We start from the raw sequence: 23,915 nt of genomic DNA, 5'->3' as shown, positions 1-23,915 counted from the left end.
TGACCGTCGCATCAGGGATCGATGTGGCCTTGAATCATTGTTTGGATTGACTTTTTATAATGTCTGAAAGTTTCGCCGAACTCTTTGAAGAGAGTTTAAAAGCCGGCCAGAGCATGCAGCCTGGCGCCATCGTCCACGCCACCGTGCTGGAAATTAAACCCGACGTCGTGATCGTTGACGCCGGTCTCAAATCCGAGGGTGTCATTCCCCTGGATGAGTTCAAAAACCTCAATGGTGAGGTTGAAATCCAGCCGGGCGACGATGTTGAAGTTGCGCTGGAAGCCGTGGAAGACGGTTTCGGCGAAACCAAACTCTCCAAGGACAAGGCGGAGCGCATCCGCACCTGGGACCGCCTCAACAAGGCCCACGAAGAGAAGCAGATCGTCATCGGTACGATCTCGGGCAAGGTCAAGGGTGGTTACACCGTCGACGTCGATCGCGTCCGTGCGTTCCTGCCGGGTTCGCTGGTCGATATCCGTCCGGTGCGCGACACCTCCTACCTGGAAGGCAAGCCGCTTGAATTCAAGGTGATCAAGCTGGATCGCCTGCGCAACAACGTGGTGGTTTCGCGTCGCGAAGTGCTCGAAGCCGAGTACAGCCAGGAACGCGAAATGCTGCTCGAGCGCCTGCAAGAAGGCGTCGTGCTCACCGGTGTGGTCAAGAACCTGGTCGATTACGGTGCGTTCGTTGACCTGGGCGGCATCGATGGCCTGCTGCACATCACCGACATGTCGTGGAAGCGCGTCAAGGACCCGTCGGAAGTCATCGAAGTGGGCCAGGAAGTTGAAGTCAAGGTCCTCAAGTTCGACCGTGAGCGCATGCGCGTTTCGCTGGGCCTGAAGCAGCTGGGCGACGATCCGTGGATCGACATCGCACGTCGCTACCCGGAAGGCACCCGCATGTTCGGCAAGGTCACTAACATCACTGACTACGGTTCGTTCGTCGAAATCGAAGACGGTGTGGAAGGCCTGGTTCACGTCTCCGAAATGGACTGGACCAACAAGAACTGCAACCCGAACAAGACTGTTCACGTGGGCCAGGAAGTCGAAGTGATGATCCTGGACATCGACGAAGAGCGTCGTCGTATTTCCCTCGGCATGAAACAGTGTGTGCCGAACCCGTGGGAAGAGTTCGCTCAGAACCATCAGAAGGGCGACCGCGTGGCCGGCACCATCAAGTCGATCACCGACTTCGGTGTGTTCATCGGCCTGGACGGCGGCATCGACGGTCTGGTTCATGCCTCCGACGTGGCCTGGGACCTGGATGGCGAAGATGCACTGCGTCAGTTCCAGAAAGGCGAAGAAGTCGAAGCTGTGGTGCTGGCTATCGAAGCCGGCCGCGAGCGTATCTCGCTGGGCATCAAGCAGCTGCAGACCGATCCGCTGACCGCGTTCATTGCCGAGCATCCCAAGGGCTCGATCGTTACCGGCAAGATCACCGAAGTGGAGCAGCGCGTGGCCAAGCTGGAACTGGCCGAAGGCGTGGAAGGCTTCCTGCGTGCCTCCGACATCTCGCGTGAGCGCGTTGAAGATGCTCGCACCGAGCTGAATGTGGGCGAGGAAATCGAAGCACGTATCGTGACCATCGATCGCAAGAACCGCACGCTGGGTGTGTCCATCAAGGCCAAGGAAATGTACGACGAAGACCAGGCCATGAAGGAGTACAACCAGGGTCAGGACGCCGAAGGCGCCACGACCATGGGCGACTTGCTCAAGCAGCAGATCGGCAACCAGGATTCCTGATTGCAGGATGCGTGACATGGCCGGGGTGATCCCCGGCTATGTCACTGGATTTTCTAAAGATTTTTCGGTAGGCTCGGTTGTTCGCAACCGGGCCTTTCGCTTTTGGGGCTGTCTCCAGTCCGCGCGGCTGACAAGGTTACGGGCGTCCGTTGCGTGGGGGTATCGGGGAATTTTGTATGACCAAATCAGAGCTGATTGACCGGCTGGCCATGAGTCAGCGACACCTGTCACATAAGGATGTGGAGCTGGGTGTCAAACTGTTGCTCGACACGATCTCGGATGCCCTGTCGGCAAACGAACGGATCGAGATACGCGGTTTCGGAAGTTTTTCCTTGCATCATCGTCCGGCACGCACGGGGCGCAACCCCAAGACCGGCGAAGCTGTGGCCATTCCGTCCAAGCGTGTGCCACATTTCAAGCCGGGCAAGGAATTGCGCGAGCGGGTTAATAACGAAGGATAGGGATCATCAATGCGTAGGATTGTCGTTCTTTTGCTGGTAATTGCGACCTTTTGCCTGGGTGCAGCCTTCAGCTATCACAATCCGCAAGCCGTGACCCTCAACTATCTGGCCGGACAAACCGAGATTGCGCTCGGTGCGCTGGTCATGGCGACCGTTGCGCTCAGCGTGGCGGTGATGGTGCTGACGTTCTGGCTGATCTCCCTGCCGCGCCGGGCCGAAACCCTGCGCTTGCGGCGGCGTCTGGAAAAAGCCGAGAACGAACTCCACAACCTGCGCCAGTTGCCTCTGAAGGATGGGTGACTTCACCGGACTGGTGTTGTTGTTGCTGCCCTTGGCAGCAGCAACGGGCTGGTTCGTTGCACGCCAGTCGCGCCCTCGGGAGGAGCTTGAGGCGAGCAGCCTTAATCCGGACTACGTGCGTGGCCTGAGTCATCTGGTCAACAACGACACCGATCAGGCGATTGAAATCTTCATTGGCCTGATTGAAGCGGATGAAGGCACCATTGACCTGCATCTGGCGCTGGGCAGTCTGTTCCGGCGCCGTGGTGAGGTCGATCGCGCATTGCGCATTCACCAGAATCTGGTCCAGCGACCGCGCCTCAAGCCCCTGCATCGCAATCAGGCACGCTTCGAGCTGGCCCGCGATTACCAGGCTGCGGGGGTGCTGGATCGGGCCGAGGAAATCTTTCTCGAGCTGGCCCATCAAGGCATGTTTCTGAGTGACTGCCTGTCACGCCTGATGCGCATATACGAACGTGAGCGTGAGTGGGAACGCGCGATTGATACCGCCCAGTGGCTGAGTAGTGCACAGGGGCGCGACATGGGCCCGCGTATCGCCCAGTACTGGTGTGAGCTGGCCGACAGCGCGCTGCGCCGCGACGATGCACGTGGCCAGCAGCAATGTCTCAAGCGCGCGCTGGCCGCGGACCCGCACTGCGTGCGTGCCCAGCTGACCCGGGCCGGGCAGGCCGTGGACAGCGGCAAGGTGGCGCAAGCACTCAAGATCTACCGCGATGTGATCCAGCACCATGAGGCTTTTATCCCGGATGTTCTGGCTCCCTGGCGTGATGCCTTTCTGCGTGAGCACAGCGCTCAGCAATGGGCCGCTGAGCTGGAGCGGGTTTACCGCCGTCATCCGCATCCGCATCTTCAGGTCGCCCTGATTCAGGCTCAGGCGCAGAGCGGGCAGACTGATGCGCGCCAGCAGGCACTGGATCAACTGGTTCAGCAGCCCAGCTGGGTCGGCTTGCACGCGGCGTTGGATCAGGATTGGTCGAACTTGCCGTCGCAGGCCGCGGGCTTGCTCAAGGGCTTTGCCGATGTGCTGCGCGTGCCGCTGGAAAAATCACCGACTTACCGCTGCGACCACTGCGGTTACAGTGGCCGCCAGCTCAACTGGCAGTGTCCCAGTTGCCAGCACTGGAATACCACGCAGCCTTTGCCGGATATGACCTATTCAGCGCTGGAGGAACAGGTTCACGGCGCTTCGTCCTTGCCCGAATCAGGCACTGGCGCCGCGGGCAAATCAGTGTCCTGAGACGTTGCAGGGCAGCCTTCGTCGGCCCCCGGAGCAAACAGTGATAAGGCCAAGGCAACACGCTCTTCGGCTGATGAGGGGATGCTGTCCAGGGCACTGATGGCCTGCAGGGCCGGACGCAGTCCGCGCCCGTTGGCCAGCTGTATCGCAAGACCCGGGCGGGCGTTGAGTTCCAGCACCAGGGGGCCTTTGTCGCGATCAAGCACGATATCCACCCCGAGATAGCCAAGGCGCGCCAGGTCATAGCACTGTGCCGCCAGCAGCAGAACCTGTTCCCAGCCGGGCACGCTGAAATCACCCACGCTGTGCAGGGTGTCAGGATGATGGGTGACCGGGGCATTGTGCATGACCCCATGCAGGGTGCGACCGCTGGCCAGATCGATACCCACGCCGACCGCGCCTTGATGCAGATTGGCTTTGCCGTCCGACGCCCGGGTGGGCAGGCGCAGCATGGCGGCGACTGGTACACCGCGAAAAACCAGGGTGCGGATGTCAGGAACGCCCTGGTAGCTGATCGGGGCGAACACAGGATCGAACTGCACGCAGTACTCGATCATGGCGCGGTCCGGTAGACCACCCAGGCTGAACATGCCGGACAGGATGTTGGAGATATGGTGGGCCAGATCATCGAAACTCATGCGCGCACCGCTGGCACGCAGAAAATCCTTGCCCTGACGCCCGGTGATGACCACGATGCCATCACCGCCAGCGCCCTTGGACGGTTTGACCACAAAGCTCTGGTGAGCCTGTAAGGTCTGCTCCAGGGCGATGATTTCGTGCTCGATGCTGACCTCGTGATACAACGCCGGCACCGCAATGCCGGCATCCACGGCCAGTTGTTTGGTGCGCAGTTTGTCGTCAACCAGGGGATACAGACGGCGCGGGTTGAAACCGGCGATGTACAGGCCGTTGCGCTCGTTCATGCCGATGATGCCGGCCTCGCGCAGGCGGGTCCAGGGCCACACCATGCGGCCCATCACGGTTTCATCCAGACCGAACGAAAGCGCCACAACTCGGTTAGCCGGTAACCGGTGTAGCGGCCCATCAGCAAGGTTGCCGCAAGCACCACCAGCAGCAGTTCCGGAAACAGCCCGACCATGTACTGCAGCTGACCGATGTTCATGACCAGATAGGCCATGATGGCGACCAGCAGGCTGCCCATACCCTGGATCACGGCTTCATAGGCACCGTGTTCTTCCCACACGATGGACATGCGTTCGATGGTCATGGCCAGAATCACCATCGGGAACAGCGCTACAGACAAGCCGTGATCAAAGCCCAGCCGGTAGCTGGCAATGCTGATGCCGAGCATGAGCAGGATCACGATGATCAGCACTGCGGCCAGGCGTGGCACCAGCAGCAGCTTGAGATGCTCGAGCACAAAACGCAGCGCCAGGCCCAGCGCCACCAGCACGGTAAACAGGGTGACACCCCAGATTAGCTGGGTTTCGCGGAAGGACATGGCGATCAGCACCGGCATGAAGGTGCCAAAGGTCTTGACCCCGATCAGGTTGCGCAGCATCACCACTAAAAAGGCGCCCAACGGCACCATCAGCAGAATCGTGTAGACGTTCTGCACGTAGAGCGGCAGCCCCAGCAGCGAGAACGAGACCAGATTGGAATCGGAATGGCGCGCCAGCTGCAGGGTTTCCTTGAGACCGCGGCGGATCGAGAAACGCAGGTCGGGCAGGCTGCCGCCGTCGACTTCAAGCGCGGCTTGCGGGCCGGCTTTCCAGAGCAGGAAATTCTCCGGATAGCCCTGCTCGCCGGTGATCGGATCGAACGGCAGCCATTCCTGCTCGTTGTGCACCTCAAGCCAGGGTTGCAGGCGTGCATCCAGAGCGCCATGACGCAGCTCCAGACCCCATACGATGCGGGCAGGGATGCGCGCGCCGGCCAACACGTGAATCAATTGACGGACCCAATCGGCGCCACCCGGACCGGATTCATTACGCAGCAGGGCAACCGTGGGGTCGCTCTGGTCGGTGCTGAGTTTGTGGATCAACTGGCGGGTGAAGGACGCAATATCGGCCGACTGGGCGCGTACATTGCTCAGCAAGGCTTCGATGGCGGTGCGATAGAGCTCCGGATAGTCCGGTTTGGCCGGGTAGCCCGGAAACGGTCCGGCCCGCGATTTGACCGGCTCAAGCGGGTTCACGCTAAGCCGGTAGTACAGGGTTTGCGGCCCGTTGGCGCGGCGAATCGACCACAGGGCGTGGCGCTGCGCACGTGTTTCTTCCAAGACCAGACCAAAGTCACGCGAGACAAAGTTCTCGTCCAGAATCTCGAAACCAGGCGTTGCCGATGGCAGTTCCAGTTGCGCTTTGACTTTGCCGTGACTTTCGAAGCTGGCGCGCGCTTCGACCGTCCATACCGCGGTGTGCGAGCCGGGTGTGATCGGGATGTGCAGGACCTTCCACTTGTACACACACAGCCCGATACCCACGCTTGCCAGAAGGGCGGCAAGCAGCCACACGCGGGGTGCTTTCATTGGCCGGCGTCCTTGATGTCACTCGTCTTGCAGCTGGCTTCGGTGATGAAGGTCGCGCTCGGGTCGATCAGGGTTGCGGATTTCAGAAAGCGCCGGCCGAGCAGCACCGGATAGATGAACTTGCTGCGATCAACCAGGCTGAACTGGGTGCTGTGGATCTGCCCGGCGAAGCAGAAGCTCAGTTCCACCACCGCCCTGCGGTCGTTTTCGCGGTCGTGCTCCTTGATCAGGATATTGCGTACGACCGGGCGCTCCAGGGTGTGTTCTTTTCGCACGTCCTTGGCTGTTTCGTAGCTCAGGGTGAAACGCACCCAGTCGTCACCGTCGCGCTCAAAGCGTTCGATGTTCAGGGCATTGATGGATGAGGTTTTGGCGCCGGTATCGAGTTTGGCTTTGACAGTATCGCCCCACGGTGCGAGCTTGATCCGTTCAACCCAACCGGCGACGGTGCGGTTGGTTTCGACAGCATCGTCGGCCCAGCTTGCGGAGCTGGTCAGCAGCAGTACCAGGGTGAAAAAACCAGCGGTCATCCAGCGTGGGAGCATCTTGTCTTTCCTGTGGTCGGAGTTTCGAAAGCGTGGGCTGCGTCCGGCAGGCTCCGGATGCATTTGGACGTGAGCCCGATTACGATACCGGGGCGACAAGTGTCTCATTTTTTTAAGGTTTGTTTGTGAAGAACGTCGAGTTTGCACACTTGAGTCAGCGTTTGTGTCTTGCCGGACTGATGATACTGGCAGCGCCTGTGTTGGCCCAGACGGCAGCCCCCGAAGCGTGGCCAGCGATGACGCCTGTGATCACGCCCAAGCCCACACCGAGCCCGTCGCCTTCGCCGCAGGCCACAGCAACAGCCACCCCCACAGCGAGCCCCAGTCCGACGCCCACACCCGAAGTGTTCAGTCTGCTCGGGCGCGAACTGGTGCGCGGACAATCCCAACGTCTGACCTGGAAAGCGCGCTATGGTTTCGGGGAACTGGATGCTTCGGCACCGGTACAGGTTGCGCATGGGGCGAAGTCGGGCCCAACACTGTGTCTGACGGCGGCCGTGCACGGTGACGAACTCAACGGCATCGAGATTGTGCGGCGGGTCATGCACGGTATCGATCTGAACGAACTCAGCGGCACGGTCATCGGCGTGCCGATCGTCAATATTCCGGGTTTTCTGCGCGGGTCGCGTTATCTGCCAGACCGCCGTGATTTGAATCGCTACTTTCCAGGTGACCCCAATGGCAGCCTGGCGTCGCGTATTGCGCATGATTTCTTCGAACGTATCATCCGCCACTGCGATCAGCTGGTGGATTTGCACACCGGTTCGTTCGCGCGCACCAATTTGCCGCAGCTGCGCGCCGATCTGACCGATCACGCCATTGTCGAGATGACCAAGGGCTTTGGCGCGATTGCAGTGCTGCATTCCACCGGCGCCGATGGCACCTTGCGCCGCGCTGCGGCGTTGGCCGGGATTCCCTCAGTGACCCTGGAGGCCGGTGAGCCCGAACGTCTACAGACCGAGGAGGTGGTGCAGGGGGTCAAAGGTGTGGAGTCGCTGATGAGCGCCATGGGCATGACGCCGAAGAAGTTCGTCTGGCGTAACCCCCAGCCGGTGTTCTACGAGTCGCAGTGGGTGCGGGCTGATCGCGGTGGCATTTTCTTTACCGACACCCAGTTGGGTGATGTGGTCAACGCCGGTGACATTCTGGGCACAGTGACTGATCCGCTGAGCAATGTGCGCACCGATGTGATCGCGCCGGTGCGCGGGCGGGTGCTGGGCAAGGCCCTGAATCAGTTTGTCATGCCTGGGTTTGCCGCATTTCGACTGGGTGTGGAGACCAGCGAAGAGCAGATTGCCGAAGAGCCGGCCGCAACGGCGGCGCCAGACGAGACGTCGAGCTCGACCGAGTCGATTGATGAGCCGGAGCAGAACTGAGGGTCAGTAACCCTGGCGGCGCTGACGCTCCTCGCTTTCGGCGCGGCGGCGTTCGCTTTCGGGAATCTGCCCGATGTACTCGTTCAGCCGACCCTGCAGGCGTTTACGGTCGTGTGCGTCAAGGTCTTTAACACGGAGACCGTTGCGCAATTGGCGAATGGCGTCGACATAGTCGCCACGGCTGTGTGAGTAGGCGGACATCTGAAAATGGGCTTCGGCCGGTTCATTCATATCGCGTGCGGCCAGGGCCAGCAGGCGGAAAGCTTCCGAATCACCACGATTGAGCAGATCGGTCTCCAGCATCAACTGACGCGCTTGCTGCGGTTGTGCATTGCGGACCATGGCGTCGGCCAGCAACAGCAGCACCGTGCGGTTTTTCTGGTGAGCCTTGCGGGTCTGGCGCAGTTGCCGGATCGCGGTGTCGTAGTCTCCGCGATACAGATAGAGCTCGCCCAGCGCGATTTTGTAGGTCACCTCTTCGGGGTTGTCGCGATGCAGCGCCTGGAGCAAGTCCTCGCTCTGCTCAAATGCACGCGCCCGGCGCAAGGCCAGGGCCAGGCCGTAGCGGTTTTCAGGGCTGGGATCAGCTTGATGGGTGGCCTGGAAATAGCGCACGGCATCGCTCGAAAGTTCGGTCATCAACACCCGGGCACGCGCCTTCATCAAGGCGTAGTTCAGGCTTGAATCATGACCATCACTGGGCAGCGATGCGGCGCGAGCCTGGGCTTCGGAGATACGCGTGGTGTTGACCGGGTGGGTGCGCAGGATTTCTGGCACGCCTTCGCCATAGAGCTGGGATTTCTGCGACAGTCTATGGAAGAAGCTGGCCATGCCCTGCGGGTCGAAGCCCGCAGCCGACAACGTCTTGATGCCCAGACGGTCAGCTTCCAACTCGTTCGCGCGGGTGAAATTGATTTGTTTCTGCATGGCCGCCGACATGCCGATGCCCAGCGCGGCCTGGGCCAATTCGGGGTCATGCGCACCGGCGATCAGCGCGGCCAGCAACAGCGCCGTGGAGGCTACATCCCAACCGCGTGTGTCATCCATGCTGCGAGCGATGTGGCGCTGGGTGACGTGGGCGATTTCGTGGGCCACAACCCCGGCCAGCTCGCTTTCGCTATCGCTGGCCATGAGAAGACCGGCATTGATGCCGATGTAACCGCCAGGCATGGCGAAGGCGTTGATTGCCGCATCGCGCACGGCGAAGAACTTAAAGCCAATATGCTGGTCGTTGGTGTGCTGCAGCAATTGTTGTCCCAGGCCAGCGATGTAGTCCTCAATTTGTGGATCTTCGAGGACGTACTGGTGGGTCAGCAGCTGACGCATGACCTCCCGCCCAAGGCGTTGTTCTTCCAGTGGAGACAGGCTGCGGTCGGCCGGCTCGCCAATGTAGGGCACATCGATTTCGCTGGCCGCATGCGTGCTGCCAAGTGCGATGGCCAGGATCAGGGCGAGCACGCACTGCAGTGCGGGAAATCGCGTAGCATGAGTGCGTTGCGGGCAGGGAAGTGATTGCATCGTGGCTGCGATGGCCTGATCAGGTCGTTGAAGAACAGTTTAGAACAGTCTTGCGGTTGTAAAGTTCATGGATGTAGTACGAAGCTGGTTCCGTCGTCACCTCGCCAATCCCCAGATCGTCAGTCTGGCGGTTGTGCTCACCGTGGCCCTGCTGACCATTACCTGGTTTGGCAAGATTCTATCGCCGTTGCTGGCCGCCATCGTCTTTGCCTATCTGCTGGAAGGGCCGGTGGCGATTCTCGAGCGCAATCATTGCTCGCGCTGGGTTGCGACCCTGATCGTGTGGTCGACCTTCGTAGCTGCCGTTCTGCTGCTGGTGTTCGCGTTTGTGCCGTTGATCATGCGCCAGGCCGGGCAGGTGGTGCAGGAGATTCCTTTCATCATCGCCAACACGCGGGACTTTCTGCAGACCTTGCCGGAGCGCTATCCGCAGGTCTTCACCTCAGCCCAGGTGGATCAGGTGGTGATGTCGATGACACAGGGGGTCGGCGAGTTCCGCAATGTGCTGGTCGCGCGCTCCTGGGTGGTCGGTGTCGGGGTGATGTACCTGGCGGTGTATCTGGTGCTGGTGCCCTTGCTGGTGTTCTTCCTGCTCAAGGACAAGACTCGCATCGTGCAGTGGGCCAATCAGTTCATGCCCACGGAAATCGGCCTGATCCGTCGCATCTGGAGTGATGTGGACCGTCAGCTGGCCAATTATGTACGCGGCAAATTCGTCGAGATTGTCATTGTCGGCGTAGTCAGCTTTGCCATCTTCGTGTGGCGTGACCTCAACTACGCAGCCTTGTTGGCGGCGCTGGTGGGGGTGTCCGTACTGGTGCCTTATCTGGGAGCTTTGGTGGTGACCGTGCCGGTGTTGCTGGTGGCCTATGCGCAATGGGGCTTCGGCCCGGAATTCACCTGGATCTTCTTCCTTTACGGCCTGATTCAGGCGCTGGACGGCAACGTGCTGGTGCCCTTGCTGTTTTCCGAGGCGGTCAACCTGCATCCGGTGGCGATCATTGCCTCGGTGCTGTTCTTCGGCGGGATCTGGGGCTTCTGGGGTGTGTTTTTCGCGATTCCGCTGGCCACCGTGGTCAACGCCATACTGGTGGCCTGGCCATCGCAAATGAGCAGCGCGGCGGACAGCCAGACCGAGCCGATTGCGGAGCCGGCCAGCTCCTAAGTTCAGGTAAGTTCAGGCGTCGCGGTCACCCTGCGCGGCACGCGCGCGACGCTGCTGGAACAGCGCGCTGCGTGGATGATCCGCGCCAAGCGCGCCGACAACAACCGGTAAAGCCAGGTCGAGCTGGGTCATGGCCGCGGAAAAATCACCGCGCCGGCGCAGCACCTCGGCGTAGTTGCCGCGATACAGCGCCAGATGCAGATGCTCTGGCTCCAGGATGCCTTCGGCCAGGGCGATGAGGCGGGCATAGGTCGCGACTGCCTCGTCCATGCGCTCAAGCACGCGGTAGTCATTGCCCAAGTTGTTGTACTCGATCAGATCGTTAACCGCGGGGCCATCGGGTTTGCGCTCGGCCTGAGCGATGAGCATGCGGTTGATCTGCGCCGAGGTTTCACGTTCTCCTGCGGTCGCAGCGACATAAGCGTAGAGACTGGCCACAGCGCGGGTCAGCTCGGCGTCCTCGCCAAGTTGATGGAGGATGCCTTCGTAAGCCTGGCGGGCTGGTTCAAGTCCGTCCTGGGCGCGGCCGACGATGGCCAGCGTGCTGCCCACCGAGCTCAAGGCAGACAGGCTGTGCGGGTGATTGGGGCCGAGCACGCGCTTGCGGGTTTCGGCGATGCGCTGGTAGATCGCCAGCGCACCTTCGACGTCCCCGCTTTGCTGATAGATATTGGCAACAACCTCTTCGGCGTTGCTGGTGCGCGGATGCTCGCTGCCCCACTGCTCGCGCATGCGCTCAACCGCGCTGAGCGCCACCGGCAGGGCGTCCTTGTACTTGCCTTGCTGCTGCAAGGCCTGGCCGTAGGCGCTGAGTATGCGCATGGTCAGCTCGCTTTGAGGCGCCAGATCCAGCGTATGTTCGGCCTGTTCATTGAGTGTCTGCAACAGGCTTTCGGCCTCAGGAAAACGTCCCAGCAACAGCAGGGCCTCGGCCCGGGCCAACGCGCGTCGCACCTGGATCTCAGTGCCGCCGCTGCTGTCGTCGGGCAGGTTTTCCAGCCAGTCCAGTGCATCCTGTTCCTGACCGTTGGCGGTCAGTGCCTCACCGATCTCGATGGCCAGACGATCATCTACGGCACCCTGCGGCATCTGGCTGGCGGCGCGCAGCAGGGCCAGGCCATCGTCGGCACGGCCCAGTTTGACGTAGGTGTTGCCGAGCGAGCGCTGCAACTGGAAACGACTGGTGGCGGACAGCGCGTTGCGGCCGCTGAGCTCGGCGCGCGCCACATCAAGCACGTGCAGCACGGTGACCCGCTCGCCCAGCGCATGTTCTGGATCGGCAGCGGTGAGCATACCGATCAGAAACTGGTTGACCGCCTCACGCTCGTGGGCCCGCTGCTCCGCCACGCTGCGCGCCTGCGCTTCCGAATAGGCAAAGCGCAGCGACACGGAGACGGCCGTCAGCAGGGCCAGCACGATCACGCCGGCAGCCGCGGTGGCGGCTTTGTGCCGCCGGGTGAACAGACTCAGGGTGTAACCCAGCGTTGGTGGGCGCGCTTCGATCGGGCGCTGGTTGAGAAAACGTTCAATGTCCGCGGCGAACTCGGCGGCTGAGGCATAGCGCGCCGAAGCGTCGAAAGCGATGGCTTTCATGACGATGGTTTCAAGATCACCGCGTGCATGCGCGGTGCCCTGGGACAGCGGTACGGGGCGTTCCCGATTGAGTCGGGTCACGGCTGAAAGCAGGGTGTCGTTCTTGAGATCCGGGTAGGGCGACTGACCGCTGAGCAGTTCATAGGTGATCACACCCAGGGCGTAGACATCGCTGCTGGCATCGGCATTGACGCCCTGGCCGTTGAGTTGCTCCGGACTCATGTACGACAGGGTGCCGAGCACTTCGCCGGCGCGGGTCATATCGGCCTGATCCAGGTCGACGACGCGGGCGATGCCGAAGTCGAGGATTTTCGGCTCGCCTTGCTCGTTGATCAGGATGTTGCCGGGCTTGAGATCGCGATGAATTACGCCCTTGGTGTGCGCGAAATGCACCGCGCGCGCGATTTTGACGATCAGCTCAAGCTTGGCGCTGTCGGACAGCTTGTTGGCGCGGGTGAAATGAATGATGTCGTGCCCGCGCACCAATTCCATAACCAGATAGGGCGCATCGCCCAGCGGGGTGGCGCCGGCGCCCGATTCGTACAGGCGGGCGATGTTGTTGTGCTCCAGTGCGGCCAGCAGTTCGGCCTCACGCTCAAAGCGCTTACGCGCCAGCCCGGATTGTGCGAGCAAGACCTTGATTGCAACGTCGCGGGCGGGTTGCTCCTGATGCGCCTGGTAGACCCGCCCCCCCGATCCCTCACCGAGCAAGCATGACAAACGGTAGCCGCCGATATACCCCAGCGAATTATCGGAATCCATTTCCATCACGTTTTTGGCCTAGCGCATCCATACTGCGCCTGATTCTATCCGAGCGCACAGCCTGTTGTTGCAGCAAAAGTCCGCCCGGCAGTCAGTGGCGCAGGCGCCGCCACGGTGGCTGCCTTTTTAGTAGGATGCGCTTAAGAACATGATCTTGTTCGCGCTCGCCCAGCTGGAGTAAGTAACCGATGAGTTCAGCGCCTGTTGCGCTTTTCGCCCTGTTAATCGGTGCGGTTGTGGGCTATTTGTGCGGTCGCCGCGGCAGGTCAACACCGCCATCGCCTCGCTTGGCCGAATCAAGCCCACCGGATGTCGCAGTCACGGCCGATGCGGCGGAAGCAGAACGGCGACGTATCTATCGTGATATCCACGATGATATTGGTAGCAAGTTGCTGACCTTACTGCACACTCTGGGGGATAGCGCGCAAGCCGATCAGGTGCGCGAGATCATGCAGGACTTGCGTGATGTGGTTTCGCGCGGACACACCGTTAGCGGCAGCTTGCTCGAAGTGTTGGGTCAGATTCGCGATGAAACCGAGCAACGGTTGGATATCGCGGGCGGCGTCTTGCTGTGGGATGTCAGTGCAGAGGTGCCAGATCCGCCGCTGAGCGAAAGAGACGCATTGCACTTGTTTCGCATTTCGCGTGAAGCGGTGACCAACGCATTGCGTCATGGCGGCGCTCAGCAGTTGCGTATCCGGGCGCGCTGCAGTGGCGATCGATTGCTGCTGGATTACACCGATGATGGCCCAGAACCACACACCGATGCACACTCCAGTCATGGTGCCGGGACGGGCAATATTCGTTCCCGCGCCGAGGAGCTGCATGGCCGCGTGAACTGGACCGAGGGCACCCTGGGCGGGACCAAAATCGTGCTGGAGTTTCCGCTGCCGGAATCCCCCTGAATCGGGGCTCACATCACGGCCTGAAGGGGCATACTGTTGTGCTTATGGAGTCTAAACCCGTACTCAAGCAGGGCTTGATTGTTGAGGATCAGCCGGCCACGGCCGAGTGGCTGCTTGCCCGCGCCCATGAAACCTTCCCGGATTTGCAGGTCAGCCTGGCGGCAAATCTTGCGCAAGGGCGAAAACTGATCGCCGCGCAGCGCTTTGATGTGGCTCTACTGGATCTGGGGTTGCCGGACGGCAGTGGTCTTGATTTGATTCGCCTGCTGGTCACCGAACAGCCTGATTGCATTCGTGTGGTGACCACCATCTACACCGATGATCACCATGTATTCCCGGCTTTACGCGCAGGGGCGCAAGGCTACCTGCTCAAGGATCAGCCGCCTCACAAGGTGTCGGCGGCGCTGCAGGGGATCGTCCAGGGCGAACCGCCGTTGTCGCCGACCATCGCGCGGCGCTTGATGGCGGTGTTCTCGCAACCCGAAAGCGACGCCGACGAGGCGGTTCGTCTGAGTCCACGCGAGAAACAAACACTGACGTTGGTCGCCAAAGGATGGAAGGTGAGCGAGGTGGCTGAGCATATGCAGGTCACTACCAACACCGCTTCAGGCTACGTCAAATCGGTCTACCGCAAGCTGGATGTGAACAATCGCTCCGAGGCGACTATCGAAGCGGTGCGTTTGGGGTTGGTGCGAACGGAAATCTAGCGATCCCGAAGTGCTGTCGCATCGCCGCCGCATCGCGACGACGGTGGCCAACACGGCCACCACCGCCGCGCCGTGGAATTTACTGCGTGATGACGCTGCAGTCTTCGCTGAAAGCGTCCAGCTCGGCCTGGCTGTACGTGACCCCGTTCACCGAAATGACGCCGTTGGAGATGACCACGTTGAAATCTCCGCCATCAGCCAGGGTGACTTGAACTTCGCCGCTGACCACGCGCTCGTCCGCGTTGAAGGTGTTTTCCGTGACCAGTGGTGACAGCGTGTTGTAGCGGGCGTCGAACTGGCACCCGGTGCCGATCACATCGACCGCCATGCGGCCGTAAATTTCGTGCTCGCCGGCACCACCTTGAGTGCCGGACATGCGCAGGCTGAGCTGATCGGTGGCATCGGTGCCGTTGGTGCCGCCCAGTTCCATGGAAAACTCGGCTTGCTCAAGGGTCAGATCCATGCGCATGAAAGCGCGCATTTCCATGTCATGGCCGTACTCGGGTGCCGAACAGCCGTCACACAGATGCATGATTCCACCCATACGTGTGGATTGCGTGCCGTCGAAGGCGCTGCCGCTGAACTCGGTGACGAAATCGTTGTAGTAGTTCCCGTTTTGATCGCTGGCCACGATGTAGATCACGCGTCCATCTTCGGCTTCACCGCTGTTGAGCATGCCGTCTATGTACGACTCAAAGTTGAAGCCGTCGCCACTGGCTGAGTGTCGGCAGGCGTCGGCACTGGTGATCAATCGTTGGAAGTCACCGCTGTGGTAAGGCGATGCGATACCGCCACCCGGGCCGGCGCCCGTGTCTTCGGTGATGGTTTGGCTGCCGCTGTCGCAGGCCACTTGCTCAGTCGACTTTGCGCCGCCGTTGCTTTCGTCCGCATCTTGCGATGCGCTGATGCCCGACTGCGCAAAGCTCAACGCTGCGGCACCGGCGACCGCTGCGCGCACCGGGTCATTGCTGTTGTCGCCGGGTGTTTGGCCGCCATTGCTGCCTCCGCCCGAGCCACCGCAGGCGACGAGCAATAAGCCGGCGGCGATTGGCAAGACGGGTTGAAAGGTGATTTTGCGCATGACAGATCCTGTTTTTTAAGCGTACGGGCAGTATCCGGATTCGAGGCAGGCCATGTGTCCCCAATTCACGGGACATGCGCAAGCTGCGGTGTCAGCAGTGACGCGGCACAATGGCTCTATGAGTACATCGCTAAATCTGATCGTGGTCGAGGATGATCCGCGTATGCGGGATCGCTTCGCCCGGTCATTCGACACGGATGGTCGGATCAAGGTGCTGGCCTGGGCATCGACCGCACGCGAAGCGCTCACGGCCTTGGATACGCATCGTCCAGACGTGCTTCTGGTTGATCTTGGCCTGCCTGATACCAGCGGCATACATGTGATCGAGCACGGTCATCGCCATCATCCGCGCTGCGACATTATGGTGGTCAGTGTATTTGGCGATGAACGCAGCGTGCTCGCCAGCATCGAGGCCGGCGCCACGGGCTACTTACTCAAAGACGATTCCGAAGAGGACTTTGTTGCGCGCATATTTGAACTGCGCGCCGGCGGCTCACCCATCACCCCGATCATTGCTCGCCGCATCCTGCAGCGCTTTCAGTCATCCACGCCGGAACAGTCTGGGCCGTCACAGCCGCTGTCTGAACGCGAGCAGGAGGTGCTTAATCTGCTCGCACGTGGTTTTGCGTATCAGGAGATCGCCCGCTTGCTGGATGTTTCACCACACACCGTGGGAACCTATGTCAAAAGACTTTACGAAAAGCTGCAGGTTCACTCGCGTGGGGAAGCGGTATTCGAAGGACAGCGCATGGGGTTGCTGCAGCGTTAGCGCGGCAACCATCACATTGTGCCTGCTGAGCATGCTATGGCTCAGCCCGGCCCAGGCGGCCCAAACGGCCCAAACCCTGAATACGTTTGATCAGGCGGACTGGACTGTCACCGCCGCCAATTCAAGGCCGGACGAGGCCAGTGAATGGCAGCGCGTGGATTTGCCGGATTCGCACGCGGTGCTGCGTCACGAAGGGCGTTATCTGGGCGACCGTCCGCACGGATTTGATGCACCCTGGCATTGGTACAGACTGCGTCTTGACGATGCACTGTTCGATGGCAGCGATCTGGGTGTGTTTATTCCGCGCTATGCGGACCGCATCCGGGTGTATTTCAACGGTGAGCGAGTGGCTCGCTCGTTTCGCGATCCCACACGGGTTGAGTTGGGCTGGAACCGGCCTTTTCACGGCGTGCTGCCGGCACGGCTGCAGAGCGCTCACGGCAATACCCTGATGCTGGCCCTGGATTCGCCGTATTTGGGTCGGGTGCAACTGGCGCGCCCCCGCATCGGAACGGACGAAACGGTTAACAGCCTTTTCGAAAGCAGCTATCTGATGCGTATCCGCAGCGCTGAAATAGCCGCCGGTGTGCTCAGCGTGATCGCCTTGTTCGGTTTTGCCATCTGGCTGGCCCAGCCGGCCGATACCAAGCATTTATTGCTGGGGCTGGCGGCGGCCAGTTTCGCCGTGCGTCAGGCGCATTTTTTTGTTGTTGTGCCGTGGGGCAGCCCGCCATTGTTTTGGTGGCTGGCGGTCATTTCCATGGCCTGGGCGATGTGCCTGATCCTGTTGTTTGCACTGCGTTACTACGACCATCCGCGCGGCTGGATGGAAACCTCGCTGGTGGGTGCTGCGCTGGCCATATCGTTGGCCACCGTGCCGGGTTACGGCGTTGATGCCTACGCTTACGCGGGGCTGATCTATATTGCACTGGCACCCATTGCGGTCATAGCGGGTGTGATTCTGTTGCGCCGGGCTGTTCGCGAGCCGGGCTTGCCGCAGCTGCTACTGGCCGGTGGTTATCTGATCAATCTGGTGCTGAACCTGAATGATCTGGCCATACAGCAGCGCTGGATTTCGATTGAGCGACCGTTTCTGGGGCCGATTGGCGCCGTTTTAATGTGCGGCAGTTTCATCATTGCCCTGACCACGCGGTACAGCCAGTCGCTGGGCGAGGTCGCTGCGCTCAATGAAAAACTTGAGGCGCGTGTGCGCGAGCGGCAGCTCGAACTTGAGCGAACCCATCAGCGTTTGAGTGTGGCGCTGGCAGATCAGGTCAGGGCGGAGGAGCGTCAGCGCCTGATGCGCGAAATCCATGATGGCATTGGGGCTCAGCTGACCACTGCGCTGGCCGCAGCGGAGCACGGCGGTCGCTCTGACGAACAGGCGGTACGCGCGTTGCGTTCGGCCATCGCCGATCTCAAGCTGACGGTGGACTCGCTAGAGCCGGTCGACGGTGACTTGCCCAGCTTACTGGGCAATCTGCGTTATCGGTTGACGCCGCAATTTCGCCATGCCGGCCTGGATGTGAACTGGGCCGTGACACCACTGCCGGCGCTGGCCTGGCTGCAGCCGCCGCATGCTCTGCACATCCTGCGTCTGTTGCAGGAGGCTTTGAGCAACATGATTCAGCATGCTCACGCGCATCGGGTGAGCGTGGAAACAGGGGTGTCGCAGGATCCTGGTGGGATCTGGGTGGACATTCGTGATGATGGCTGCGGCTTCGACCCCACAATGGCCTCGCAGGGGCGGGGGCTGGCCAACATGCAGGCGCGGGCGAGTGCTTTGGGTGGGCAGCTGAGTCTGAACAGCCAGCCGGGCCGGGGTACGTCCGTGCGCTTGTGGTTGCCGTTGCAGCAAGACGCCCGCCCGACTGCCAACCGTCGGGCGGGCTGAGCGCTAGTTGCTGATCTGGAAACGAATGATCAGCGGTGGGTCGTAGACCTCGGGGACCGGCACCGGGGCGTGTGGGCGCCACACCTTGGTCAGGAAAATCGAACCGGAAATACGCTGATTGGAAGCTTCGGCAACCAACACAAAGCCTTCAGTCGAGTCGAAGTCGCCGGCCGGTTCGCCGTCCAGGCGCAACTCCAGCACGTTGAGGCTGGATGAAGTCAACGGATACAAGCCACGTGGCCAAGGTGGATTGGCCCGGTAGCTCGCCTCGTGCTGGCTGGCCTGGTTGAGCAGGTCCAGCTGCAGGCGAAACAGCGCCGGATAGCGGTTGTCGCCGAAGTTGGCTTCGCCGTGGGCACTCATTTCGAACACCAGTTCCCCGCTGCTGGTGTTGCCGATGACGGCCTCAACCTGATCTTCAAAGCTGCTTTGGTGGCTGCCGCCCTGATGAACGTGCATGCCGTCATTGCTGGTCGCCAGTCCGATGTGCGGGCCAAGGCAGCGCGCGACATCCTCGCTGTGGAGTGCGCCCAGGTCATGCAGAAACATGACTTTGGTGTAGACCGCGGCGAGGCGGCCGGGCACCGAGGTTTCGGTGTGCTGACGCATCAGCTGACAGGCGTAATCCTCCTTCTCGCGACGACCCTCTGGAATCCCTGCGTTTTCGTAAAGCTCGGCCGCGTAAACCCAAGAGATCATTTCAGCGATATCGTCGGTATAACCGGTGCCACCGTAGCGCGACATAAAACCGGCCTCGGCGGTTTCCATCGCGCTGAATTCCTGTACCACCTCGCGCGCCGGACCGCCGTCGTTGGCCCACAGCTTGGCGAAATCTTCGCTGGCAAAGGCCCGGTGGGTGCGCCGCCATTCATCGCGCAGGCCGACATTCAGGCGCACATTGTCAAGCGTCTGGCTGGCCACGCTGCGGTTGGCTGCTGTCCAGTGTCCGCCGTAGTCGCCGGGGTTTGCCGAATTGGCGTTGAGCAGGGCTTCGAGTGCATGACCGGCTTCATGCAGGATGGTGCGCATCATCGCCACCCGCACGGACTCAAAGCTGGCCAGATTGTTTTCGGTGTAGCGCAGATTGCCGGCGTTGATCAGCATGAAGTCGCCGCCGCCGATCTGGGCCACAGCGCCATTGAGTTCACCGCGGTTTTTGACCGTGCCAACCGCAATACGACTGACAGCGTGGCACATCAGAGGGGTCATGCGGTTGAGTGCGGCCACAATTACGGCGCGCTGCGTCGGAGTCGGGGTGAGCAGCACGGTGTCATCGTAAAACGCCATGTTCTGGGCGTGGAAGCGGTCAGCCTCACCTTCGAGTATGCGCACGTGGGCACAGTGCCCGGCCGGTTGAGCGTCGCTCTTGAGCGTATGGGCCCGTTTACGGCGCGCTTGCTGTGGAAGGTTTTCGACTGTCAGCAGATTGCCGTCGACGTCGACCACGCCGAGCGTCTCGATGGCCTCATTGGCCTCCAGGTAGGCAACCGTGTTGACGCTCTGATCGCTCAGATCAATCTCCACACGCTTGAAGTCGTCCAATGACTCGAGACCGAGAGCGGATGCAAAGCGTAGGCCTTGTGCATCGACCTGATCGCCGTTTGCGTCCATGCCAACCAGCAGATGACTGGCGCCGACATTGGACAGTGGCACCCCGTCGCCGGCGAAAACCTCGGCCTGATCGACACTCACAATGCGGATGCTACCGCTGGCATCGCGCTCCACCAGAACCCGGTAGATGCCTTGTTTGGCCTCCGCGTCGCTATAGCGAGGCTGGGCGCAATCGGGTACCAGAGCGCAGGCTTCGTCGAAGTTCTGGGGGGGCGTCACACCACCGCCTGAACTGCCGCCACAGCCACTGGCCAAAATGAGGCTGGCAAGCATGCCTACTGCTGTATGTTTGTTCATAGTCATGGCGTGTCTCAGAAGCGGCCGGCAAGGCTGACTGTGATGCGATCGCCGGCTCCACCGATGCCGGTTGCTGCGCCCATGGCGCTGCCGCCATCCTGCATGGCATAGGCCAGTGCCAGGCTCAGCGTGGGTACAACGAACAGGCGTGCGCGCAATTCCCATTCTTCGTTGGCGTTGTCGGCGTCGCTGTCGCGGTAGGCCAAGCCGACGCTGAGATCCTGATTGAGGTACAGGTCGCCGCCCAGCATGTAGGTGATCGGATCGCCGAAACCGTCGACCTTGGCGATTGATGCTTCGGCGTTGTAAGCCATGCCCTGATCCAGCGACTGCACCCATTTGGCGTTGAGCGAAAGCATGCTTACGTCAACGATATCCAAGCCGATGTCGTTGTAGCCAAGACTGAGCAGAACGCCGTCGCGGGGCAGAAAACCTACACGCAGGTCGATTGCGGTGCCGTCGTCGATGCCGACATCAATCTGGGTCAGCGAGCCGCGTGCATAGAGATCTTCGAAGAACAGCTCGCCACCGACACCAAGGCCGTCCGCGTCGGCCTCGTCAAATGTCGTGTAACCGGCGAAAAGTTGACTGGACCGGGCCAGGAAGGCGGATTCGGCGCGCGCCTTGTCGGCATCATTGACCGGCTTGAAGTGATAGCTGCCGAGCACGCCAAGTTGGGCATCATCGGCACCATCGAAGTCGGTGTAGCTGCCGCTGGCTTCAATCTGCCATGCCTGAGCCAGTGTCGATGTGGCCAGCAGTGCGATGAAACTGGCGGAGTGAAGGTGTCTGTTCATGTTGGGCTCCCGTGTGCGCCGTGCAATTCACATGCGGATTACGCATGGGTCTCAGCCTAGCGACGGGTTGCCCTTGCGGCTGTCCCGTATTCATGGGACAGCCGCAATCAAGCCAGTAACAACTGTGATCCGGGTCACGCGTGCGGACCGCCCGGATCGGCGCAAGCCTCTACAAGTGGTTGGAGGCGAAGTCAGCCAGACGTGAACGCTCACCACGCGCCAGGGTCACATGGCCGCCATGTGGCCAGCCCCGGAAACGGTCCACGACATAGGTGAGGCCGGAGGTGGTTTCGGTCAGATAGGGTGTGTCGATTTGCGACAGATTGCCCAGGCAGACGATCTTGGTGCCCGGCCCGGCGCGCGTAATCAGAGTTTTCATCTGCTTGGAGGTGAGGTTCTGGGCCTCGTCCAGGATCAGAAAACGGTTGAGGAAGGTGCGTCCACGCATGAAATTGAGCGAACGGATCTTGATCCGTTTGGACAGCAGCTCGTTGGTTGCAGCGCGTTCCCAGTCACCGCCGTCGAGCGAGCCTGTCAGCACTTCGAGGTTGTCCATCAACGCGCCCATCCACGGCGTCATTTTCTCCTCTTCGGTGCCCGGTAAAAAGCCGATGTCCTCGCCAACCGGCACGGTGACGCGCGTCATGATGATTTCGCGGTAGCGCGGCTCATCCAGGACCTGGGCCAGCCCGGCGGCCAGAGTCAGTAAGGTTTTGCCGGTGCCGGCAGCCCCCAACAGGGTGACGAACTCGATGTCCGGGTCCATCAGCAGATTGAGCGCATAGTTCTGTTCGCGGTTGCGCGCATGCACCCCCCAGGCGCTGGTCTTGCCCTCGCGGTAATCGCGGATCAGCTCAAGCTTGGCCGTGTCAGACTGGACGCTGCGCACCAGCAACTCCATCTGGTTATCGCTGGCACCGGCGAGTTCGTCCGTTGTGTCATGGGCAATGTGGAAGAACTGATTCGGGTGCCAGGTGCTGGTGTCCTCGCCATGCACCTCATAAAACGTGCGGCCGACCTCGTCAGTCCACGATTTCAGGCCATCCGGCTGACGGTTCCAGAAGTCTGCCGGCAGCACGTCGTAACCGCTGTACAGCAGGTCCAGGTCGTCCAGCACCCGGTCATTTTGATAATCCTCGGCGTCGACCCCGACAATGGCGGCCTTGATGCGCAGGTTGATGTCTTTGGAGACCAGGGTGACCTGACGTTCCGGCATGGCCGACTGCAACGCCAGCGCGGTGTTGAGAATGGTGTTGTCGGGCTTGTTGCCGGGCAGGCTGCGCGGCAGGTCGGTTTCCAGTTGTTCGGTCTGGAAAAACAACCGCCCGCTGGCCGCGGCGTCGCTTTCCAGCGCCTGCAGTTCCGACAGGGCCAGACCTTTGGTGATGTCGGCATCGGTTTTGTCGGTCAGCAGGGTGTCCATGTAGCGGCTGACCTGACGGACGTTGCGCGAGACCTCCGACATGCCTTTTTTGCCGTTGTCGAGCTCTTCGAGCACAACCATGGGCAGAAACAGGTCGTGTTCTTCGAAGCGGAACAGGCAGGAGGGATCATGCATCAGGACATTGGTGTCCAGCACGAACAGACGTTTGCTCATGAGCGGGTTCCGGTTAGACGGATTGGACGAACGCCAGGACCTCTTCGGCGTGACCTTTGACTTTGACCTTGGGCCAGATTTTGGCCAGCTTGCCGTCAACGAAGACGAATGTGCTGCGCACGATGCCCATGTAGGTCTTGCCGTACAGCTTCTTTTCCTGAATCACGCCGAAGGCCTGACACAGGTTTTCGTCTTCATCGGACAACAGCTCAAACGGAAACTCCTGCTTGGCCTTGAAGTTCTCGTGGCGTCGTATGCTGTCCTTGGAGACCCCGAGCACGCAGGCATCCGCAGCGACAAACTGCTCATGCGCCGCGGCAAAATCACGGCCTTCGGTGGTGCAGCCTGGCGTGCTGTCCTTGGGGTAGAAATACACCACCACGATGCGTTGAGGCAGCTTGTTAAGAGCGATGGTCTGGTCGCCAGTGGCGGGCCGTTCAAGCGCGGGTAAGGCATCACCCAGCTCAAGATTCATACGTTTCTCCGTCTGCGGTGGTTTGCTGCGTAAGTGTCAGGATTTGATCGGGTCCAGCATGCCGTCGGCGTTGAGTTCGTCGCAGGTGTCCATGAACGACTCGCGCAGTGCCGGAGGCTGCGCGGTGATCGGCACCAGGACCACCATCTGAATATTGACCATGCGCGCGCCGGTCTGGCCCGCGCTGTAGTCCTGGCAGACCAGTTCGGCCACCACGGTGTCCTGGTTATTGAAGAAGGCGACAAGCGCAGGCAGCAAGTCAGGCTGCTGTGGCGCGTTGATCTCCACGGCATACGGCCGCGTATCGGGGCGCTCGCTGCGATCGCGCGTGCGCAGACCGCTGAGGTAAACCTCAAGCTTGTCACCGATGGCCGGCAGGGCGGTTTCCAGCTTGCCGACGCTGCTCCAGTTGCCGGATACCATCAACTGGGCGGTCATGGCGTCACCGAGCATGCCGATACGGCTGTCGAGAATCTCGCAACCGCGTTCGCGGATCTCCTGCATCAGTCTGGCGCTGAGATTGTCACGCCAGGCGCCCAGGGCGTTGACGATGAGATATTTGTGGATGTCCTGCATGCCCGCCGGGTCGGAT

The 23,915-nt window shown here is 61.0% G+C and carries 21 protein-coding genes; 10 read left to right on the top strand and 11 right to left on the bottom strand.

Annotation, left to right across the window (positions count from 1 at the left end; all coding sequences use genetic code 11):
* Positions 1-59 precede the first annotated feature (59 nt).
* The 4 genes from rpsA (at position 60) to lapB (ending at position 3,740) form a co-directional block, all read left to right on the top strand.
* Positions 60-1,742: a 30S ribosomal protein S1 gene (gene rpsA, locus ATO7_RS00330; RefSeq protein WP_083558933.1), complete on the top strand. Its 1,683-nt coding sequence runs from the start codon at positions 60-62 to the stop codon at positions 1,740-1,742.
* 176 nt (positions 1,743-1,918) lie between these two features.
* Positions 1,919-2,203 (top strand): integration host factor subunit beta, encoded by a 285-nt coding sequence (locus ATO7_RS00325; protein ID WP_083558932.1) that lies wholly within the window; start codon positions 1,919-1,921, stop codon positions 2,201-2,203.
* A 9-nt stretch (positions 2,204-2,212) separates the two neighbouring features.
* The gene (locus tag ATO7_RS00320) at positions 2,213-2,503 is read left to right on the top strand and encodes a LapA family protein (protein WP_083558931.1); all 291 of its coding nucleotides are present in this window, start codon (positions 2,213-2,215) and stop codon (positions 2,501-2,503) included.
* Positions 2,496-3,740, top strand: coding sequence for a lipopolysaccharide assembly protein LapB (lapB, locus tag ATO7_RS00315; protein WP_083558930.1), 1,245 nt, complete (start codon positions 2,496-2,498; stop codon positions 3,738-3,740). The genes ATO7_RS00320 and lapB overlap by 8 nt, the downstream gene beginning before the upstream one ends.
* Here the strand turns inward: lapB and ATO7_RS00310 are convergent.
* From ATO7_RS00310 to ATO7_RS00300, 3 genes are read right to left on the bottom strand one after another with little or no spacing between them, the layout of a single operon-like run.
* On the bottom strand, positions 3,680-4,717 hold the full coding sequence (locus ATO7_RS00310) for an alpha-L-glutamate ligase-like protein (protein ID WP_083558929.1): 1,038 nt from the start codon (positions 4,715-4,717) through the stop codon (positions 3,680-3,682). The two genes, lapB and ATO7_RS00310, sit on opposite strands and share 61 nt — an antisense overlap.
* On the bottom strand, positions 4,717-6,231 hold the full coding sequence (locus tag ATO7_RS00305) for an inactive transglutaminase family protein (RefSeq protein WP_083558928.1): 1,515 nt from the start codon (positions 6,229-6,231) through the stop codon (positions 4,717-4,719). Before ATO7_RS00305 ends, ATO7_RS00310 begins: the two co-directional genes overlap by 1 nt.
* Entirely contained in the window at positions 6,228-6,776 is a 549-nt protein-coding gene (locus tag ATO7_RS00300) for an ATP-dependent zinc protease family protein (protein WP_158522967.1), read from the bottom strand. The genes ATO7_RS00305 and ATO7_RS00300 overlap by 4 nt, the downstream gene beginning before the upstream one ends.
* A 236-nt stretch (positions 6,777-7,012) precedes the next feature.
* Here ATO7_RS00300 and ATO7_RS00295 point away from each other — a divergent pair, with 236 nt between their 5' ends.
* Positions 7,013-8,152 carry a succinylglutamate desuccinylase/aspartoacylase family protein gene (locus ATO7_RS00295; protein ID WP_146680087.1) on the top strand — a complete coding sequence of 380 codons (1,140 nt, stop codon included), beginning with the start codon at positions 7,013-7,015 and terminating at the stop codon, positions 8,150-8,152.
* 3 nt (positions 8,153-8,155) lie between these two features.
* Here the strand turns inward: ATO7_RS00295 and ATO7_RS00290 are convergent, their stop codons facing one another.
* The gene (locus ATO7_RS00290; RefSeq protein ID WP_083558925.1) at positions 8,156-9,670 is read right to left on the bottom strand and encodes a M48 family metalloprotease; all 1,515 of its coding nucleotides are present in this window, start codon (positions 9,668-9,670) and stop codon (positions 8,156-8,158) included.
* A 67-nt stretch (positions 9,671-9,737) separates the two neighbouring features.
* Between ATO7_RS00290 and ATO7_RS00285 the strand changes: the two genes are divergently transcribed.
* A complete protein-coding gene (locus tag ATO7_RS00285) occupies positions 9,738-10,835 on the top strand; it encodes an AI-2E family transporter (RefSeq protein WP_083558924.1) in 1,098 nt (365 codons plus the stop codon).
* A gap of 12 nt (positions 10,836-10,847) precedes the next feature.
* On the opposite strand, the gene ATO7_RS00280 is transcribed toward ATO7_RS00285, so the two are convergent.
* The gene (locus ATO7_RS00280; protein WP_083558923.1) at positions 10,848-13,196 is read right to left on the bottom strand and encodes a serine/threonine-protein kinase; all 2,349 of its coding nucleotides are present in this window, start codon (positions 13,194-13,196) and stop codon (positions 10,848-10,850) included.
* 281 nt (positions 13,197-13,477) lie between these two features.
* Here ATO7_RS00280 and ATO7_RS00275 point away from each other — a divergent pair, with 281 nt between their 5' ends.
* The gene (locus ATO7_RS00275) at positions 13,478-14,095 is read left to right on the top strand and encodes a sensor histidine kinase (protein ID WP_158522965.1); all 618 of its coding nucleotides are present in this window, start codon (positions 13,478-13,480) and stop codon (positions 14,093-14,095) included.
* A gap of 44 nt (positions 14,096-14,139) precedes the next feature.
* A complete protein-coding gene (locus tag ATO7_RS00270) occupies positions 14,140-14,802 on the top strand; it encodes a response regulator (RefSeq protein ID WP_083558921.1) in 663 nt (220 codons plus the stop codon).
* Positions 14,803-14,881: 79 nt separating this feature from the next.
* Here ATO7_RS00270 and ATO7_RS00265 read toward each other — a convergent pair whose 3' ends face one another.
* The gene (locus ATO7_RS00265) at positions 14,882-15,883 is read right to left on the bottom strand and encodes a hypothetical protein (RefSeq protein ID WP_083558920.1); all 1,002 of its coding nucleotides are present in this window, start codon (positions 15,881-15,883) and stop codon (positions 14,882-14,884) included.
* 118 nt (positions 15,884-16,001) lie between these two features.
* Between ATO7_RS00265 and ATO7_RS00260 the strand changes: the two genes are divergently transcribed.
* Together ATO7_RS00260 and ATO7_RS00255 are read left to right on the top strand one after the other, a co-directional pair.
* Positions 16,002-16,652, top strand: a complete 651-nt coding sequence (locus ATO7_RS00260) for a response regulator transcription factor (RefSeq protein ID WP_083558919.1) — start codon at positions 16,002-16,004, stop codon at positions 16,650-16,652.
* A 31-nt stretch (positions 16,653-16,683) separates the two neighbouring features.
* Positions 16,684-18,546: a sensor histidine kinase gene (locus tag ATO7_RS00255; RefSeq protein WP_158522964.1), complete on the top strand. Its 1,863-nt coding sequence runs from the start codon at positions 16,684-16,686 to the stop codon at positions 18,544-18,546.
* A gap of 3 nt (positions 18,547-18,549) precedes the next feature.
* Here the strand turns inward: ATO7_RS00255 and ATO7_RS00250 are convergent, their stop codons facing one another.
* The 5 genes from ATO7_RS00250 to ATO7_RS00230 form a co-directional block, all read right to left on the bottom strand.
* The gene (locus tag ATO7_RS00250) at positions 18,550-20,460 is read right to left on the bottom strand and encodes a hypothetical protein (protein WP_206044744.1); all 1,911 of its coding nucleotides are present in this window, start codon (positions 20,458-20,460) and stop codon (positions 18,550-18,552) included.
* Positions 20,461-20,468: 8 nt separating this feature from the next.
* The gene (locus ATO7_RS00245) at positions 20,469-21,251 is read right to left on the bottom strand and encodes a putative porin (protein WP_083558916.1); all 783 of its coding nucleotides are present in this window, start codon (positions 21,249-21,251) and stop codon (positions 20,469-20,471) included.
* A gap of 169 nt (positions 21,252-21,420) precedes the next feature.
* Complete coding sequence (locus tag ATO7_RS00240) at positions 21,421-22,848, bottom strand: PhoH family protein (RefSeq protein ID WP_083558915.1); 1,428 nt, start codon at positions 22,846-22,848, stop codon at positions 21,421-21,423.
* A gap of 13 nt (positions 22,849-22,861) precedes the next feature.
* Positions 22,862-23,323 (bottom strand): peroxiredoxin, encoded by a 462-nt coding sequence (locus ATO7_RS00235; protein ID WP_083558914.1) that lies wholly within the window; start codon positions 23,321-23,323, stop codon positions 22,862-22,864.
* Between the two features lie 36 nt (positions 23,324-23,359).
* The gene (locus tag ATO7_RS00230; protein WP_083558913.1) at positions 23,360-23,899 is read right to left on the bottom strand and encodes a glycine cleavage system protein R; all 540 of its coding nucleotides are present in this window, start codon (positions 23,897-23,899) and stop codon (positions 23,360-23,362) included.
* Positions 23,900-23,915 lie beyond the last annotated feature (16 nt).

It is taken from the genome of Oceanococcus atlanticus, from assembly GCF_002088235.1.
GTDB classification, from domain to species: domain Bacteria; phylum Pseudomonadota; class Gammaproteobacteria; order Nevskiales; family Oceanococcaceae; genus Oceanococcus; species Oceanococcus atlanticus.
The sequence above is the reverse complement of the archived record's forward strand: the minus strand, read 5'-3'. Positions and strand labels throughout refer to the sequence as shown.

What these genes read in the sequence shown, in the direction of transcription:
- ATO7_RS00270 (WP_083558921.1), top strand. Translation starts at nt 14,140, where the DNA reads ATGGAGTCTAAACCCGTACTCAAGCAGGGCTTGATTGTTGAGGATCAG.
- ATO7_RS00280 (WP_083558923.1), bottom strand. Translation starts at nt 13,196, where the DNA reads ATGGAAATGGATTCCGATAATTCGCTGGGGTATATCGGCGGCTACCGT.
- rpsA (WP_083558933.1), top strand. Translation starts at nt 60, where the DNA reads ATGTCTGAAAGTTTCGCCGAACTCTTTGAAGAGAGTTTAAAAGCCGGC.
- ATO7_RS00310 (WP_083558929.1), bottom strand. Translation starts at nt 4,717, where the DNA reads ATGGGCCGCATGGTGTGGCCCTGGACCCGCCTGCGCGAGGCCGGCATC.
- ATO7_RS00265 (WP_083558920.1), bottom strand. Translation starts at nt 15,883, where the DNA reads ATGCGCAAAATCACCTTTCAACCCGTCTTGCCAATCGCCGCCGGCTTA.
- ATO7_RS00260 (WP_083558919.1), top strand. Translation starts at nt 16,002, where the DNA reads ATGAGTACATCGCTAAATCTGATCGTGGTCGAGGATGATCCGCGTATG.
- ATO7_RS00250 (WP_206044744.1), bottom strand. Translation starts at nt 20,460, where the DNA reads ATGACTATGAACAAACATACAGCAGTAGGCATGCTTGCCAGCCTCATT.
- ATO7_RS00230 (WP_083558913.1), bottom strand. Translation starts at nt 23,899, where the DNA reads ATGCAGGACATCCACAAATATCTCATCGTCAACGCCCTGGGCGCCTGG.
- lapB (WP_083558930.1), top strand. Translation starts at nt 2,496, where the DNA reads ATGGGTGACTTCACCGGACTGGTGTTGTTGTTGCTGCCCTTGGCAGCA.
- ATO7_RS00240 (WP_083558915.1), bottom strand. Translation starts at nt 22,848, where the DNA reads ATGAGCAAACGTCTGTTCGTGCTGGACACCAATGTCCTGATGCATGAT.
- ATO7_RS00320 (WP_083558931.1), top strand. Translation starts at nt 2,213, where the DNA reads ATGCGTAGGATTGTCGTTCTTTTGCTGGTAATTGCGACCTTTTGCCTG.
- ATO7_RS00255 (WP_158522964.1), top strand. Translation starts at nt 16,684, where the DNA reads ATGCTATGGCTCAGCCCGGCCCAGGCGGCCCAAACGGCCCAAACCCTG.
- ATO7_RS00325 (WP_083558932.1), top strand. Translation starts at nt 1,919, where the DNA reads ATGACCAAATCAGAGCTGATTGACCGGCTGGCCATGAGTCAGCGACAC.
- ATO7_RS00300 (WP_158522967.1), bottom strand. Translation starts at nt 6,776, where the DNA reads ATGCTCCCACGCTGGATGACCGCTGGTTTTTTCACCCTGGTACTGCTG.
- ATO7_RS00295 (WP_146680087.1), top strand. Translation starts at nt 7,013, where the DNA reads ATGACGCCTGTGATCACGCCCAAGCCCACACCGAGCCCGTCGCCTTCG.
- ATO7_RS00305 (WP_083558928.1), bottom strand. Translation starts at nt 6,231, where the DNA reads ATGAAAGCACCCCGCGTGTGGCTGCTTGCCGCCCTTCTGGCAAGCGTG.
- ATO7_RS00235 (WP_083558914.1), bottom strand. Translation starts at nt 23,323, where the DNA reads ATGAATCTTGAGCTGGGTGATGCCTTACCCGCGCTTGAACGGCCCGCC.
- ATO7_RS00245 (WP_083558916.1), bottom strand. Translation starts at nt 21,251, where the DNA reads ATGAACAGACACCTTCACTCCGCCAGTTTCATCGCACTGCTGGCCACA.
- ATO7_RS00290 (WP_083558925.1), bottom strand. Translation starts at nt 9,670, where the DNA reads ATGCAATCACTTCCCTGCCCGCAACGCACTCATGCTACGCGATTTCCC.
- ATO7_RS00285 (WP_083558924.1), top strand. Translation starts at nt 9,738, where the DNA reads ATGGATGTAGTACGAAGCTGGTTCCGTCGTCACCTCGCCAATCCCCAG.